Genomic DNA, 14,542 nt, shown 5'->3' with positions numbered 1-14,542 from the left:
CCGTATTGACACAAAAACAGGCTAGGAAGAAGACTTTCTCCCTAACCTGGCCCCACCGAACAAACTTACAAATCCAATAAGAAGACATGAACATAGAGTGAGTAACTTCTCATCTCATCTACGTTTCCTTTTAACTGCAATTAAAAACGCAATAAATAATACATTCACACCAACGATTAAGGAGATAAATAACCAATTCACACCTGTTTCTCCGTTAACTTTATACACGTTTGATTCTTCACGCTTTAAAACGAGATAAAATTTTCCATTTTCCTCTCTTATAATTTCATCCTGCAACAATCCTCTTAACTCTTGTTTTTCACCAATTTCACTTGCAGGTAAGGAGACTTTTTGTGTTTCTTTCGTATTATTAATTGCTACTAAAGTTACTTCATCTTTATATTTTCGTTTTAGTATACTCATCCCGCTCTTATCATACAGAAGCTCAAACGTACCGCGTCGTAAAGACGGTCTCGCCTGCCTAAGTTCACCTAGTTTTGTTATGTGCTGCATAAATTTTTCGTCTGACTTAAAATCCATTAATCGTCTATTATCGGGTACACTTCCTCCATCTAATGCAATTTCAGTTCCGTAATAAAAATTCGGAATCCCAGGTGATGTTAACAAATATGTAAGCGCCAGTTTTAAACGTGATGGCGGATAATACATATTTTCTTTTGCAATACGCGCATATCTTTTTGTTTCTTGATCATCTAAAAACGTAACAAATTCCCCTTCTTTTTTACTCACATCGTATAACGATTTCACCGATACATCCGCTTCGGAAAACGATTCTACTATTTTTTCGTTGTATTCGCTATCCTCCTTTGTCATAATACGAAAATCTTTCTTTATCACTTGCATATCTTTTTGCGCGTTATCCCAAAAGGAACGCGGTTTTTTTTCACTATGTATAACATAACTTCCGTCTAAATCAACTTCTTTTATCCACCATTTCATTGCGTCAATTACCTGTCGTTCGTTTTCTCCAAGCGGAAATTGAAATACAACTTTCATTCCTTTTGCATGAGCTTCTTTTACAAGTTCTTTCACATCATTTTCTGTCCCGAAATGTTCATTTACCTTTTTAAAATTTCGCACGTCTAATCCATCGTACTTTCCACTTTCAAAAAGCGGCGAAAGCATAACGGTAGTAAAACCCATTTCTTTTATGTAATCCAACCTTTTTATAATTCCTCTTATATCCCCGCCTTGATACCCTTCTAAATTACCAACTTCTAATTGTTTGTCATTTTTCGGTTCTCCATTATTGAAGCGATCAATCATAATGGAGTATATAACTTCATCTTTCCACTCTCTTTTTTCGTCTGCAAAAGTATGTATTGGTACAAACAAAACAAAAGCTAAGCAAAAACAAATGAATAGTTTCCTAGTCCGTATTTTTCCCACACGCATCCCCCAAGTTTTTAATTGTAAGAATATTATACCAATTATCCAAGAGAAACGCATATGTCGATTTCAATCCTCACAAAATAATCTATGTTACATTTTCTAACATCATGTATATATTTTTCTGAATTTTTAGTTGATTTTCAGTTCCTTTTCGAATATGATATGAAACATAACAAAACGATGTTATTTTTTCTAACATTATAGGAGGAGAGCTCATGAATATGGGAGATACAGTTTTTATGTTTGTGACGACAGTAATGGTCATGTTGATGACACCAGGATTGGCACTTTTTTATGGAGGTATGGTCCGCAGCAAAAATGTACTCAGTACAACGATGCATAGTTATAGTGCAATGGCTATCGTTTCGATTCAATGGATTGTTATCGGCTATTCTTTATCATTCGGACCAGATTGGCACGGGCTTATCGGTACACTTGATTGGTTCGGTCTAAACGGAGTTACCTACGCACCAAATCCAGACTACTCATCTACTATTCCTCACAATTTATTCATGATGTTTCAACTCATGTTCGCCATTTTAACTCCAGCTTTAATTTCAGGTGCATTTGCTGAAAGAATGCGATTTTCTGCCTTTCTTATTTTTATCCTTCTATGGACAACGATTGTTTACAATCCTGTCGCTCATTGGGTATGGGGCGTCGGCGGGTGGCTAAGGGAACTTGGTGCACTAGACTTCGCTGGCGGAAACGTCGTTCACATCACTTCCGGAGTTGCTGGTCTTGTATTAGCTATTTTCCTTGGAAAACGAAAAAACATAAATGGTTCTTCTCCTCACCATTTGCCATTTACAATGTTAGGCGCAGGATTATTATGGTTTGGCTGGTTCGGTTTTAACGTCGGAAGCGCATTATCTTTAAATGATGTAGCTTTAACTGCATTTATTAATACAAATATAGCTGCTGCTGCCTCAGCATTAACTTGGATGCTTTCAGAGTGGTTCTTCCAATCAAAACCGACTGCGATGGGAGCTGCTTGTGGCGCCGTTTCCGGTCTAGTCGCTATTACACCAGCTTGCGGGTTCGTTACACCTTTCTCAGCTCTTCTTATCGGAGCAATTGGCGGCGTATTATGCTTCGGAGCGGTCTTTTTCTTAAAAACAAAATTCGGATACGACGATACACTCGATGCATTCGGATGTCACGGCATCGGTGGAACTTGGGGCGGTATTGCGACAGGATTATTTGCAACTACTGCCGTAAACGGTGATGGCGCTAACGGATTATTTTACGGAAACGCCTCGCTGCTGTTGAAACAACTTGTAGCGATCGGCGCAACATATGCGTTCACAATTATAATGACGTATGCCATTATTAAAGCAATCAACTTCTTCCTCCCTGTCCGGGTAGATGAGCACGAGGAACATATGGGACTTGATATTTCGATGCATGGGGAGAAAGCTTATGAGTATACTGAGCGAGTGAACTAAAAAAGAGATGCAATCTATCGATGATAGATTGCATCTCTTTTTTGCGTACCGGGCAACATACCCCACCTAGTATAACTGGAAATATATTAACGGTTTTTTGGATATATCAACGATTTTTCAAATATATCGATTGTTTCTTTCAATATATCAACGGTTCGACACAACATATCGATTTACCAACAAATTCCGACATGTTTTACATGCGAAATACCCCACATAACTTTATACAAAAAAGACGACCGAAGCCCGGTCGTCTTTTCCTATTTATTTCGGAGCATTTCCTACATATTGCGTAATATCAACATTTAATGCCTGCGCTAAACGCATACCGTATTCTTGATCTGCACGGAAGAAGTTACAAACAGCTAATAATTTTGTGCGTTCATTTACGTCTTTCAAGTCATTTGTTAAGTTTGCAATTAAGTTATCTTGCTCTTCTTTAGAGAATGAACGGTAACGCTCACCTGCTTGTTTAAAGTCATTTGGTTTCTCAATTTTTTCACGAGATACATAGCCTTCTACTTTCATAGTTGAATCGCGGTAAGCTGGGTCTTCAACTGGATTTTCAGCATGACGGCTCGGTTCGTAGTTGATTGTAGATGGGTTTTGATTTACTTGCATCGCACCATCACGTTGTTGGTTATGAACAGCTGCGTATGGGCAGTTTACAGGAATTTGTAAGTAATTTGCCCCAAGACGATAACGTTGTGTATCTGGGTAAGAGAATAAACGACCTTGTAATAATTTATCTTCCGATGGCTCAATACCATTTACAGTTGCACTTGGAGAGAACGCTACTTGTTCTACTTCTGCAAAGAAGTTTTTCGGATTACGATTTAACGTCATTGTCCCTACTTCCATTAATGGGAAGCGATCTTCTGGCCACACTTTCGTTGGATCTAGTGGATCAAAGTCTAAAGAGTCCATTTCATCTAATTGCATAACTTGTACGTGTAAATCCCATTTTGGGTGATTTCCTTTTTCGATTGCATCGAACAAGTCACGAGTTGCATGATTGAAGTCTTTCCCTTGTACTTCTTGCACTTCTTTCGCATTTAGGTTACGTACACCTTGCTGTGGTTTCCAGTGGTATTTTATATAAACAATTTTACCTTCTTCATTAATCCATTTAAATGAATGGACGCCAAAACCCTCCATTTCACGATAGCTTGCTGGTGTACCGTAATCAGAAAATACCCATGTCATCATATGTGTAGATTCTGGACTTAACGTCATGAAATCCCAATAACGATCTGGCGTTTGAATATTCGTATCAGGTGCTGGTTTTAAGGAATGTACCATATCTGGGAATTTAATTGCATCACGAATGAAGAAAACTGGTAAATGATTACCTACGATATCGTAGTTTCCTTCTTCTGTATAAAATTTAACAGCGAACCCACGTGGGTCACGTGCTGTTTCAGGAGAACCTTGACCATGAATAACCGTTGAAAAACGAACAAATACAGGCGTTTCAGTTCCTTCATTTTGTAAAAATGCCGCTTTCGTATATCGCTTCATACTATTTTTCGTTACGAATACACCGTGAGCACCTGCACCACGTGCATGCACAACGCGCTCTGGAATACGTTCACGATCAAAGTGTGCAAGTTTTTCTACTAAATGATAGTCTTCTAATAATACTGGTCCACGACGACCAGCTGTACGAGAATTTTGGTTGTCTCCAACTGGAGCACCTTGGTTTGTTGTTAAGCGATTATTTGGATTCATCTAGGGGGATCCTCCTCTTTATTTCGTAGTAATTATTATTTATTTAAAATTATTATAAATTAATTATTATTCAAAACTAAATCTTTGTCAACTATTTCCTTCACTTTTTTGGAAACAATTTCAGCCAAACAGTCGATCAATGCTGATTGTGCATTCGGCATATTTGGTCTAAAATATTTGGCATTTAATTCATCAGTTACAACTTTACATTCATAATCGTTGTCATATAAAACTTCTAAATGCTCCGCTACAAAACCAACTGGGCAATATATGAAAGATTCGTACCCATGCTCTTCATATAAATCTTTCGTTAAATCTTGCACATCTGGACCAATCCACGGATCTGGAGTATTCCCAGCACTTTGCCAACCGATTGTATAGTTTTGAATATTTGCAGCTTCTGCAATTAAATCTGCCGTATGCTTTAGTTGTTCTACATAAGGGTCTCCTGCTGCAATAATTTTTTCTGGCAAACTATGCGCTGAAAAAATTACGACTGCTTTCTCTTTATTTATAATATTAGTAAACGTCTCTTTTATTTGGTCTGCCCAATACGAAATAAACTTCGGTTCATCGTACCATTGTTCAATTGGTTCAATAACAGGACCACCGATTTCTTTTGAAAGACGAATAGCACGGTCATTATACGCTTTAATGCTAAATGTAGAGTAATGTGGCGCTAATACGATACTAATCGCTTGCTCGATCCCATCACGCTTCATTTCTTCTACCGCATCTTCTATAAATGGTGCAATATGTTTTAAACCTAAGTAACAAGTAAATTGATACTCTGTAAATATGTTATTCATTGAATCTGTTAATTTATGCGCCTGTTCTTTCGTAATTTTTGCAAGCGGCGAAATTCCACCAATCGCTTTATAGCGGCCAATTAAATCTTCAAGCGCTTCTTCTGATGGCGTACGCCCGTGACGGATATGTGTATAATATGCCTCTACATCGTCTAATGATTCTGGTGTTCCATACGCCATTACGAGTAAACCTATTTTTTTCTTTGTCATCTATATAACACCTCAATTTTATAAATGAGAATACTTTTCAGAACATTCGTTTCCAATTATAACAAGTAATAATAAATACGTCAAAATAATAATTCTAATTAAATATTATTTATAAGGTGATTTTGAATTTTATATGAAAATTTCTTTAATAAAAAGCGACTTACATAATTGTAAGCCGCTTTTCCCTTATTCCTTAATATTTACCCCATATTCTTTAAACCAAACGTGAATTTGTGCTAAATGAGCTAAAAGCTGTGGCCCAGTCATCAATTGACCAAACCATGGTGTTTGAAATGCACTGCCGCCAGACTGAATTAATCCGCTCAACTGCTCTTTATCAAACAGTTCGTGTAAAATTGAACCTTTATCCGTTAATAGATTTTGAAGCCATACTGTTACTGCTTTTGTATAGTGCGGATTGTGCGTTTTCGGATAAGGACTCTTCTTTCTATATAAGATGTCATGTGGAAGTACACCTTCTAACGCTTTACGTAATAGACCTTTTTCGCGGTTTTTATACATTTTCATTTCCCAAGGAATATTCCACGCATATTCGACAAGACGATGATCTGCAAATGGAACACGTACTTCTAAGCTCGCTCCCATACTCATGCGGTCTTTTCTGTCTAATAATGTTGTCATAAACCATACCATATTTAAATAAAATAATTGGCGTCTTTTTGCTTCTAGCGGACTTTCCCCCTCTAAAATAGGAACTTCTTGAATCGACTCTTCATAGCGCCTTTGTACATATTGTTGTAAATTTAATTTATTTCTCCATTCTTTTTTTAGAAGTTGTTCACGTGCCTCTGTAGAACGCATCCACGGAAATGCACTCGATTGTAAATCATCTTCTCTATAAAACCACGGATATCCACCAAATATTTCATCTGCACATTCTCCAGATAAGCCAACGACAAAATCTTGTTTAATTTCTCGGCAAAACCATAATAATGACGAATCGATATCTGCCATACCAGGCAAATCACGAACGAGTACTGCTTCAGTTAAATACTCTGCTAATTTTTCATTCGAAATGACGCAGCGATGATGGGTTGTTTGAAATGTCTCAGTCATTAAATTAATAAACGGAGCATCTGAATTTGGCTGGAATGCATTCGCTTTAAAGTATTTGTCATTATCTTCATAATCAATAGAATACGTGTGTAATTGCCCTTTTCCCAATCTCTCATATTCTTTCGCTGCAATAGCTGTAATAGCGCTCGAATCTACACCACCCGATAAAAAAGTACATAGTGGTACATCAGAAACAAGCTGTCTTGTAATAGCATCTTGTAATAAAAAGCGCGTTTTCTCTACTGTTTCTTCAAAAGAGTCTTCATGTTTTTTACTTTCTACATTCCAATATCTCCATATGCATAAACCGTTCTTTGAAAATGTCATCGCATGACCTGGACGCAATTCTTTTATACCAGCATAAATACCGTGGCCAGGCGTTCTTGACGGTCCGAGCCCGAATATTTCTGATAATCCTTCTAACGTTACTTCCGCCTTCACATCTGGATGCGACAATATCGCTTTTAACTCCGAACCAAATAGTAAGCGTCCGCTATCATATTTATAAAAAAGTGGCTTTACACCTAATCGATCTCTCGCAATAAATACTTGCTCTTTCTGTTCGTCCCATACTGCAAACGCATATATACCGTTTAAATGATCGACACATTCTTCTTTCCATTCAATATAAGAAGCTAATAATACTTCTGTATCAGAATGACCTTTGAACGTATATCCTCTTCTTAATAATTCTTTTCGAATGTCTTCTGTGTTATAAAGTTCACCGTTATAGCAAATGGCGTAATTCGTTTCATCTTTTAAACAAGTCATCGGCTGTTTACCGCCCTCAGGATCCACAACGATTAACCGCTTATGCCCAAATGCGACATTTCCTTTAATCCAAACTTTATTATCATCCGGCCCCCGTTTCGCTAACGTCTCAGCCATCTTCGTAACGACATCTCTTTCTCCTTCTAATGAGCGTTTATAATCCACCCATCCTGTAATCCCGCACATATAAATCATCCTTCCATCTTATTTCTTTTCTTGAACGTGCAGTAATCCCCACCCTAAGAGTGCGGATCAAAAAATGAAAAACTTGACGATAACCTACTATCCACATATGGAATAGCATTCTCACTCAGTAAAACGTGTTTTATTGTATGCCCACCTATGTCTAGATGTGTCTAGTTATAAAGAACGCACGAACTGTCTATAACAGGAATAACTACTTTTCATAAAGGAGAAATCGTGTATGATACAACGTAAACATATTTTATATAATCAGCCCCGTGCTCATACAGTCGGTAATGTAGAATATATAAACAATGAGTGGGTATTCTTTGATGATGAAAATGATGAAGCGTTTTTATTAGAAGATATTGCCGAAGATGGGTTTGAAATTTTGTATAATAACAATTGGCTACCAGCCCGTTTCTATGAACAAGATGTATTACAAATCGCCAACGAGCAACACCATTTGCAAAATGGTGAAATGATACGTATTCGAAAAAAGTTACTTCTTAGCTATAATGAATGGCTGGAGGAATTACCTGACTCTGTCTTCACATTATTAACCGAATCATTGCAATCACTTCACTACTCTTTATATGATTGCATGTATTGTCATAATTATTTATCTTTCTTACCGCAAGAGGAGTCACGCGAAGGAGTAAATATTCTTTTGTTTGATAACGAAGAAATGATCTGTACACTGCAGCACCATTTCGTCCGTCACACTACGTCAAATAAAAATATGTTCCGTTTTACGAAAGTAAATGGAGAAGAGTTGCATATCGATGCGACATAAAGTGAAACTTTAATCAGTGGGGTAGCCCACTGATTATTAGCCTTCACCAATCTGATGTTTACGGGATAAAGTAAAAAACCACCTTATAATCTCCCAAGTCTTTGAGATTATAAGGTGGCTTTATTTTTTATTAGAATACTTTCCAGCCAATCGGTAATTTCAGCCCAAGGTAAAATACTGCTACTAGCGCAACAATAAATAAGCCCCAAACCGCCCCTGTTGGTTTGTTTTTGCTCATTTTCACAAGAACCATTTCCATTCCACCGATAACTAAAATACCAGCTAACATTTTTAAGCCATACCACATGTGCATGCTACCTGTTGCTGTCTTCACAATACTCATGTACAACATGAAGCCTGTCACAATAATAATGATATACATTAGGCGAAGCCCCATATGTACACCTTTCCCTTTTCTTCCTGCTGAATAAAGTGAATACGCAACGAAGAATAAAATTAAACCTAACGCCCATGCTGTAATATGCATATGTACCATCGTATCCCTTACCTCCTCTTTTCACACTTTTTCACTCTATATGATAACATGTTCATTTATTTTCAGGAAATGTTTCGCTTTTTTACATTTAAATGCTATAATATTTAGAGTATTTACAAACTTCTTGTAATAACAAAAGGGGGAACAATCATGATTCAAACTAAGGATATTATCGAACTTACAGACACATACGGAGCAAATAACTATCACCCACTTCCAATCGTTATTTCTAAAGCAGAAGGTGTTTGGGTAGAAGATCCTGAAGGAAACCGCTATATGGACTTATTAAGTGCATATTCTGCAGTAAACCAAGGTCATCGTCACCCGAAAATTATTAACGCTTTAATTGACCAAGCTAATCGTGTTACGTTAACTTCTCGTGCTTTCCATAGCGATCAATTAGGTCCTTGGTACGAAAAAGTTGCGAAACTAACTAATAAAGAAATGGTACTTCCAATGAATACAGGTGCTGAAGCTGTTGAAACTGCAATTAAAACAGTTCGTCGCTGGGCTTATGATGTGAAGAAAGTGGAAGCAAACCGTGCTGAAATCATCGTTTGTGAAGATAACTTCCACGGACGTACAATGGGTTCTGTTTCCATGTCTTCAAATGAAGAGTACAAGCGTGGATTCGGTCCAATGCTTCCTGGCATCGTTGTAATTCCTTACGGTGATTTAGAAGCATTAAAAGCCGCAATTACACCAAACACAGCAGCATTCATTTTAGAGCCAATTCAAGGTGAAGCAGGAATTAATATCCCACCAGCTGGTTACTTAAAAGAAGCTTTTGAAGTATGTAAAAAAGAAAACGTTTTATTTGTAGCAGATGAAATCCAAACTGGCTTAGGCCGTACTGGTAAAGTATTTGCTTGTGACTGGGACAATGTAACTCCTGACATGTACATACTTGGTAAAGCACTTGGCGGCGGTGTGTTCCCAATCTCTTGCGTAGCAGCAAACCGCGACATTTTAGGTGTATTTGAACCAGGTTCTCACGGTTCTACATTCGGTGGTAATCCACTTGCATGTGCTGTTTCTATCGCGGCTCTTGAAGTGTTAGAAGAAGAAAAATTAACAGAGCGTTCTCTTCAATTAGGTGAAAAATTAGTTGGGCAATTAAAAGAGATTGATAACCCAATGATCACTGAAGTTCGTGGTAAAGGTTTATTCATCGGTATCGAATTAAACGAGCCAGCTCGTCCTTACTGTGAACAACTAAAAGCAGCTGGTCTATTATGTAAAGAAACACACGAAAATGTAATTCGTATCGCACCACCTCTAGTAATCTCTGAAGAAGATTTAGAGTGGGCATTCCAAAAAATTAAAGCTGTATTATCGTAATGATAGAGAGGTTGTCCGACATGTTGGGACAACCTCTTTCTTTTTATATTCATTTATATTAAGATGAAATTGTAATTTTCTGTATTTTAAAATCGTAAAGGAGGTGCGACATGCTATTAAGATATGGTAAACATATTAACTATTTAGCTACAGCTTTTATTTTAGTTACATTCTTTGGTTTCCTACTTTCCACAACATGGCTTCATTACTCAACTCCTACTACACTCACACTACTGAAAGCATCATTTTGGACTGCTGTTATTCTTACTATCATTGGTTTTGGACGAGAAAAAAGCGCACTTACGGTTATACTATTTGGCATTTGTACACTTGCATTCATTGGTCTTTACACTTTTGCCGTTATCGATTACCTCTATAACCCAAGGCCATAAAAAAGAGCTATCTTTTAACAAGATAGCTCTTTTCTTTATTTCACTACATTTCGTAAAGTACCAATTCCTTCTACTGTAATGACCACTTCATCACCAGCATGTAAAAACTTCGGTGGTGTAAAACCTTTTCCGACACCAGCCGGCGTTCCTGTTGCGATAATATCGCCTGGTTCTAAAGTCATTCCTTTACTTATCGTTGAAATAATTTCTTCTATTGAAAAAATCATTTTATTTGTGTTAGAAGTTTGCCTTACTTCTCCATTTACTACCGTTTCAATGTGTAATGCATTCGGCGCATTAACCACCGATTTATGAATTAAATACGGTCCCATCGGACAAAATGTATCGAAGCTTTTCCCAAGGAAAAACTGTTTATGTTTTCTTTGAATGTCTCGAGCTGTTACATCATTGATAATCGTATAACCAAAAACATGCTCAAGCGCTTTTTCTTTTTTTATTTGTTTCCCTCGCTTACCAATAATGATAGCTAATTCTCCTTCGTAATCTAGTTCGTCCGTTGCATGAGGGTGACCATTAATTTGCTCATTTATGCCAATAACTGTTGTTGGTGCTTTCGTAAAGATCATTATATTTTCTGGAATAGACTCTACTCCGCCCATTTCTACCGCATGCTCACGATAGTTTTTTCCAACGCACAAAATATTCTTTCTTGGCCTTGGAATCGGCGCTAATATTTTCACCTCTGTTAACGGATAATACGCCGCTTCCCCGTTCTCTTTTGCCCAATTTACAATTTCACATACTTTCTCAAAGCATTCAGTCCCTCTTTCAATACACTCTAACATTGTAATAGGGATTGTAACCTTTTCCCCTTTTTGTCTTTGCGCTTCTCTTAAGTGTAATACCTTTTCTTCTTCTTCATCTACAATACCTACAAATACCTTTTCTTCTTTCTTCGCCGTTACAAAACGCAATATTTCCACTCTCCATCCTAAAACTCATACCCTTTAATTGTATTCGCATCCGCAAGAAAAAAACCTTCTCATGCACGCTAATTTTTACAATATTCTTCTCATCCCCTATTCGTTACCCCTTTATCATTTGGCATAAAATGTAGAAATTTTACTTTTTTTAGCGAATGCATTTCTTTTTTATGAAGTTTTTGTATAATATGTACTACATATATACTAAAAATTTCATTTAGAGATGGAGCCGATTTCAATGTTTGAGCAAGCGATTGAAAAAAAACGTGAAAAAATGATTTATTTTGCTGAACGCTATGGAATGACTTCTCAAAAAACAGTGGATTGTAGCCAAGAACTGGACAGGCTCTTAAATGTAATTTGTCATGTACATACGGATTTACACCCTAATCAAACGTTCAAAACACACACGCAATAATGCGTGTGTTTCTTTTATTTCAAAAAAATACACATTTTATTGGAAACGCCCATACAATAGTAGAAAAGAAAATTTTAAAAGCGAAGGGTGTTTTGTATGCCAGCTATGGTCGGACATATTCGTATCGTCAATATTGGATCAAGTGGTATTTTTCATATTGGAGATGTATTTGCGATTAGGCCTATTAGTTACTCACGTGCTTTCGCCGGGGCCGGCTCTTTCAACGTTGGAGATAATGTTTCTGTCTACAATTATCAAAGTGCAACGACTGTCAACGATTCAGATGTAATCGATCAAGCGATAATTGGCTCAACTTAAAGGAGGCAATTGCATTGAATTTTTATGTAAACCAAAGTATCATCATCAACAGTATTAAAATTGATAGCATTACAACCTCTTCTGTGTTCCAAATTGGTACTGCCGGAAGTATTAAAGCCCTATCTAAATTTTCAAATACGGGCGGATTTACGGAACCGCTTCGCCCATTACAGGCGAAAGGACAAATTATTTCTATCAAACCATCAACTAGTTCTTCTTAAGACATCCTTGTCATAAATATATAGCAGGAATATTTTTACCCTCCCTATTGAAAAGGAGGTTTCACAAATGAATCAAGATATATATACTTACTTACACCAACTTCAACAAGCTCTTCAAACACAACAAGCAACCATCCTGAATTTAGAAGATCAAGTGCGCCAACTCCAAGAAGAGCTTAACGAATTAAAAAATCGCCCCTCCTCTTCTGTAGGAAAAGTGGAATACAAATTCGATCAATTAAAAGTCGAAAATTTAAATGGTACTTTAAATATTGGTTTAAACCCATTTTCAGCAAAAGGACAACAAATTGAAGATTTTCAAGTGGATACAGAAACATTGAAGGTAAACCCTGAAACCGAAACAAACCCAGACTTTTATCAAGGTATCCTCCAAGAAATGCATCGATACTTAGATGAAGAAGCATATAATCGTATTCTCCATTTTGAACAAGAAGAGAGAACACCGCTTGATGAAATGTATCGACAAATGATGGTGGATGACATAAAAAAACAGATGGAGCATCGACTCCCTTATTATTTATCACAAGCGCAATCATATGAAGGTATTTCAACAGATCCAGACTATTTACGAGATATCATTATTCAGGCAATGAAACAAGATATTGACAAAGCCTTTCTCTCCTTTATTCAGCACATACCGGGAAATTTCCGAAAGGAGTAAGTAGGTATGAACCTTAACGTTGTAAACCGTGAGTTAAAAGTCGGACAGATTAAAATGAACGGTGTATCGTCGTCCGCACTCTTTTTAATTGGAGATGCAAATCTCCTCATTCTATCTTCTATTCTCGATACACCATTTGAAACAGTTACAGAGGGTCCATTTGTACCATTAGTAACAGATGTCCCTCCTACTCCAGGTTAAGGAGACTGAAAAATTATGTTGCATCATGTGTCTATTGTCCAAAATGTTTCTATTGTTTCGTTAGGGATTGCTGCCGTATTTCAAGTTGGAGATGCCAATCAAATGGAATTAAAAAGTAGAGCTATTGCCGTCCACCGTGAAATTCCTTGTTATATACGGGGAGAAGGTAGCTTTGATGCTTTTGAAATCTTTACAGATGAACACATTACAATTCCAAAACGAACGACAGATGTAAAATTAAATATTGTAAATGAATGCCCTTTTATTGAAGTGAATAACGTTGAATTGCGCACACTTTTAAACTCTGGTGGATTTCAAATTGGAAATGTTGATTATGTTTTTAATAACTCTCGTATTATGCAAATCCGCCAATATATTACAGATGAACCTTCCGCACAATAATTCATATAGTAATTACAAAGTTTAGTAAAGTAGGTGGATGGATATGCCTTCTGTTGTTGGAAATCTCGTCGTTCAAAACAGTAACGGTTCTTTCAATTTAGGAGATTTTTATAACGTTTCTCCGAAAGAAAACACGAAAGCTTATAATGGGTCCGGAGCTTCCAATGTTGGATTTGTCGTGAATACGTTTAACGGTGTTAGTGCAACGAATACATTTGATTCTGATGTGGCAGATCAAGATCAGATTGGAACAGCGTAAAAAAAGTAGGAGATATTCTCCTACTTTTTTCTTTTATCTAATTCAAAATTATTAAAATGAAATTTTAATAAGCAAGAGCTTGACTGTCCACAAATAGTGGTATAAACAAGTAAGTAGTGAAGAGGCACTATTTTATTTAAATGATAACCCACTCTCCTCCAAAGCCTTCCTAAGCTTCGGCAAAGACGCAGGTCCCATACCATGCAGTTTTAAAATTTCTTTTTCACTATATTTTGAGAGTTCTTCTACAGTTTGAATTCCACGGTGCTCTAATGCCCTTCTTGCTGGCGCTGAAAGAAGAGAGAGAAAACCTTCTTTTGGTTTTCTCTCTTTCTCACAGACTGGGCAAGTTGGACAATCGCTACTTTTATAGTACTCGTGTCCCTGTTCACAAGTTCTTAACGTTTTTTCCGTTACCATTTTCAAGCCC

General features: G+C 37.0%; 18 protein-coding genes. 11 read left to right on the top strand and 7 right to left on the bottom strand.

Translation table 11 applies throughout. The annotated features are described in order from the left end of the window. Positions 1 to 114: 114 nt before the first annotated feature. Complete coding sequence (locus NST90_RS05785; RefSeq protein WP_050427354.1) at positions 115 to 1,470, bottom strand: alpha-amylase family glycosyl hydrolase; 1,356 nt, start codon at positions 1,468 to 1,470, stop codon at positions 115 to 117. A 158-nt stretch (positions 1,471 to 1,628) separates the two neighbouring features. Here NST90_RS05785 and NST90_RS05780 point away from each other — a divergent pair, with 158 nt between their 5' ends. After that, the gene (locus tag NST90_RS05780; RefSeq protein ID WP_001055855.1) at positions 1,629 to 2,861 is read left to right on the top strand and encodes an ammonium transporter; all 1,233 of its coding nucleotides are present in this window, start codon (positions 1,629 to 1,631) and stop codon (positions 2,859 to 2,861) included. Between the two features lie 264 nt (positions 2,862 to 3,125). Here NST90_RS05780 and katB read toward each other — a convergent pair whose 3' ends face one another. The 3 genes from katB to asnB form a co-directional block, all read right to left on the bottom strand. Continuing rightward, positions 3,126 to 4,592 (bottom strand): catalase KatB, encoded by a 1,467-nt coding sequence (katB, locus tag NST90_RS05775; RefSeq protein WP_046392458.1) that lies wholly within the window; start codon positions 4,590 to 4,592, stop codon positions 3,126 to 3,128. 59 nt (positions 4,593 to 4,651) lie between these two features. Next, the gene (hemH, locus tag NST90_RS05770) at positions 4,652 to 5,611 is read right to left on the bottom strand and encodes a ferrochelatase (RefSeq protein ID WP_046392457.1); all 960 of its coding nucleotides are present in this window, start codon (positions 5,609 to 5,611) and stop codon (positions 4,652 to 4,654) included. Positions 5,612 to 5,797: 186 nt separating this feature from the next. Next, on the bottom strand, positions 5,798 to 7,645 hold the full coding sequence (gene asnB / locus NST90_RS05765) for an asparagine synthase (glutamine-hydrolyzing) (protein ID WP_000333997.1): 1,848 nt from the start codon (positions 7,643 to 7,645) through the stop codon (positions 5,798 to 5,800). Between the two features lie 238 nt (positions 7,646 to 7,883). Between asnB and NST90_RS05760 the strand changes: the two genes are divergently transcribed. Further along, the gene (locus NST90_RS05760; protein ID WP_000616046.1) at positions 7,884 to 8,438 is read left to right on the top strand and encodes a DUF2777 domain-containing protein; all 555 of its coding nucleotides are present in this window, start codon (positions 7,884 to 7,886) and stop codon (positions 8,436 to 8,438) included. Positions 8,439 to 8,568: 130 nt separating this feature from the next. On the opposite strand, the gene NST90_RS05755 is transcribed toward NST90_RS05760, so the two are convergent. Beyond that, complete coding sequence (locus tag NST90_RS05755) at positions 8,569 to 8,934, bottom strand: YisL family protein (protein ID WP_000233494.1); 366 nt, start codon at positions 8,932 to 8,934, stop codon at positions 8,569 to 8,571. A 150-nt stretch (positions 8,935 to 9,084) separates the two neighbouring features. Between NST90_RS05755 and rocD the strand changes: the two genes are divergently transcribed. Both rocD and NST90_RS05745 read left to right on the top strand, forming a co-directional pair. Further along, positions 9,085 to 10,275: an ornithine aminotransferase gene (rocD, locus tag NST90_RS05750; protein WP_000616658.1), complete on the top strand. Its 1,191-nt coding sequence runs from the start codon at positions 9,085 to 9,087 to the stop codon at positions 10,273 to 10,275. A gap of 110 nt (positions 10,276 to 10,385) precedes the next feature. Beyond that, entirely contained in the window at positions 10,386 to 10,667 is a 282-nt protein-coding gene (locus NST90_RS05745; protein ID WP_000926857.1) for a hypothetical protein, read from the top strand. A 35-nt stretch (positions 10,668 to 10,702) separates the two neighbouring features. Here the strand turns inward: NST90_RS05745 and NST90_RS05740 are convergent, their stop codons facing one another. Beyond that, positions 10,703 to 11,602 carry a fumarylacetoacetate hydrolase family protein gene (locus tag NST90_RS05740; protein WP_001213071.1) on the bottom strand — a complete coding sequence of 300 codons (900 nt, stop codon included), beginning with the start codon at positions 11,600 to 11,602 and terminating at the stop codon, positions 10,703 to 10,705. Between the two features lie 247 nt (positions 11,603 to 11,849). Between NST90_RS05740 and NST90_RS05735 the strand changes: the two genes are divergently transcribed. From NST90_RS05735 to gerPF, 7 genes are all read left to right on the top strand, one after another. Further along, positions 11,850 to 12,029 (top strand): aspartyl-phosphate phosphatase Spo0E family protein, encoded by a 180-nt coding sequence (locus tag NST90_RS05735; RefSeq protein WP_000462841.1) that lies wholly within the window; start codon positions 11,850 to 11,852, stop codon positions 12,027 to 12,029. A 96-nt stretch (positions 12,030 to 12,125) separates the two neighbouring features. Beyond that, positions 12,126 to 12,347, top strand: a complete 222-nt coding sequence (gene gerPA / locus NST90_RS05730; protein ID WP_001111187.1) for a spore germination protein GerPA — start codon at positions 12,126 to 12,128, stop codon at positions 12,345 to 12,347. Between the two features lie 14 nt (positions 12,348 to 12,361). After that, complete coding sequence (gerPB, locus tag NST90_RS05725; RefSeq protein WP_001012508.1) at positions 12,362 to 12,568, top strand: spore germination protein GerPB; 207 nt, start codon at positions 12,362 to 12,364, stop codon at positions 12,566 to 12,568. 67 nt (positions 12,569 to 12,635) lie between these two features. Next, on the top strand, positions 12,636 to 13,250 hold the full coding sequence (gene gerPC, locus NST90_RS05720) for a spore germination protein GerPC (protein ID WP_025709865.1): 615 nt from the start codon (positions 12,636 to 12,638) through the stop codon (positions 13,248 to 13,250). 6 nt (positions 13,251 to 13,256) lie between these two features. Continuing rightward, positions 13,257 to 13,451 carry a spore germination protein GerPD gene (gerPD, locus tag NST90_RS05715; protein WP_001052807.1) on the top strand — a complete coding sequence of 65 codons (195 nt, stop codon included), beginning with the start codon at positions 13,257 to 13,259 and terminating at the stop codon, positions 13,449 to 13,451. Positions 13,452 to 13,466: 15 nt separating this feature from the next. Beyond that, positions 13,467 to 13,853 (top strand): spore germination protein GerPE, encoded by a 387-nt coding sequence (locus NST90_RS05710; RefSeq protein ID WP_000902333.1) that lies wholly within the window; start codon positions 13,467 to 13,469, stop codon positions 13,851 to 13,853. Between the two features lie 43 nt (positions 13,854 to 13,896). Further along, positions 13,897 to 14,112 carry a spore germination protein GerPF gene (gerPF, locus tag NST90_RS05705; RefSeq protein WP_001141566.1) on the top strand — a complete coding sequence of 72 codons (216 nt, stop codon included), beginning with the start codon at positions 13,897 to 13,899 and terminating at the stop codon, positions 14,110 to 14,112. 132 nt (positions 14,113 to 14,244) lie between these two features. Here the strand turns inward: gerPF and NST90_RS05700 are convergent, their stop codons facing one another. Continuing rightward, positions 14,245 to 14,532: an RNA polymerase alpha subunit C-terminal domain-containing protein gene (locus NST90_RS05700; RefSeq protein ID WP_000255728.1), complete on the bottom strand. Its 288-nt coding sequence runs from the start codon at positions 14,530 to 14,532 to the stop codon at positions 14,245 to 14,247. Between the last annotated feature and the right edge of the window lie 10 nt (positions 14,533 to 14,542).

This window comes from Bacillus sp. FSL E2-8900 (assembly GCF_037966225.1).
Lineage (GTDB): Bacteria > Bacillota > Bacilli > Bacillales > Bacillaceae_G > Bacillus_A > Bacillus_A cereus.
The sequence above is the reverse complement of the archived record's forward strand: the minus strand, read 5'-3'. Positions and strand labels throughout refer to the sequence as shown.

What these genes read in the sequence shown, in the direction of transcription:
- NST90_RS05785 (WP_050427354.1), bottom strand. Translation starts at nt 1,470, where the DNA reads ATGCGTTTCTCTTGGATAATTGGTATAATATTCTTACAATTAAAAACT.
- NST90_RS05780 (WP_001055855.1), top strand. Translation starts at nt 1,629, where the DNA reads ATGAATATGGGAGATACAGTTTTTATGTTTGTGACGACAGTAATGGTC.
- katB (WP_046392458.1), bottom strand. Translation starts at nt 4,592, where the DNA reads ATGAATCCAAATAATCGCTTAACAACAAACCAAGGTGCTCCAGTTGGA.
- hemH (WP_046392457.1), bottom strand. Translation starts at nt 5,611, where the DNA reads ATGACAAAGAAAAAAATAGGTTTACTCGTAATGGCGTATGGAACACCA.
- asnB (WP_000333997.1), bottom strand. Translation starts at nt 7,645, where the DNA reads ATGTGCGGGATTACAGGATGGGTGGATTATAAACGCTCATTAGAAGGA.
- NST90_RS05760 (WP_000616046.1), top strand. Translation starts at nt 7,884, where the DNA reads ATGATACAACGTAAACATATTTTATATAATCAGCCCCGTGCTCATACA.
- NST90_RS05755 (WP_000233494.1), bottom strand. Translation starts at nt 8,934, where the DNA reads ATGGTACATATGCATATTACAGCATGGGCGTTAGGTTTAATTTTATTC.
- rocD (WP_000616658.1), top strand. Translation starts at nt 9,085, where the DNA reads ATGATTCAAACTAAGGATATTATCGAACTTACAGACACATACGGAGCA.
- NST90_RS05745 (WP_000926857.1), top strand. Translation starts at nt 10,386, where the DNA reads ATGCTATTAAGATATGGTAAACATATTAACTATTTAGCTACAGCTTTT.
- NST90_RS05735 (WP_000462841.1), top strand. Translation starts at nt 11,850, where the DNA reads ATGTTTGAGCAAGCGATTGAAAAAAAACGTGAAAAAATGATTTATTTT.
- gerPA (WP_001111187.1), top strand. Translation starts at nt 12,126, where the DNA reads ATGCCAGCTATGGTCGGACATATTCGTATCGTCAATATTGGATCAAGT.
- gerPC (WP_025709865.1), top strand. Translation starts at nt 12,636, where the DNA reads ATGAATCAAGATATATATACTTACTTACACCAACTTCAACAAGCTCTT.
- gerPD (WP_001052807.1), top strand. Translation starts at nt 13,257, where the DNA reads ATGAACCTTAACGTTGTAAACCGTGAGTTAAAAGTCGGACAGATTAAA.
- NST90_RS05710 (WP_000902333.1), top strand. Translation starts at nt 13,467, where the DNA reads ATGTTGCATCATGTGTCTATTGTCCAAAATGTTTCTATTGTTTCGTTA.
- gerPF (WP_001141566.1), top strand. Translation starts at nt 13,897, where the DNA reads ATGCCTTCTGTTGTTGGAAATCTCGTCGTTCAAAACAGTAACGGTTCT.
- NST90_RS05700 (WP_000255728.1), bottom strand. Translation starts at nt 14,532, where the DNA reads ATGGTAACGGAAAAAACGTTAAGAACTTGTGAACAGGGACACGAGTAC.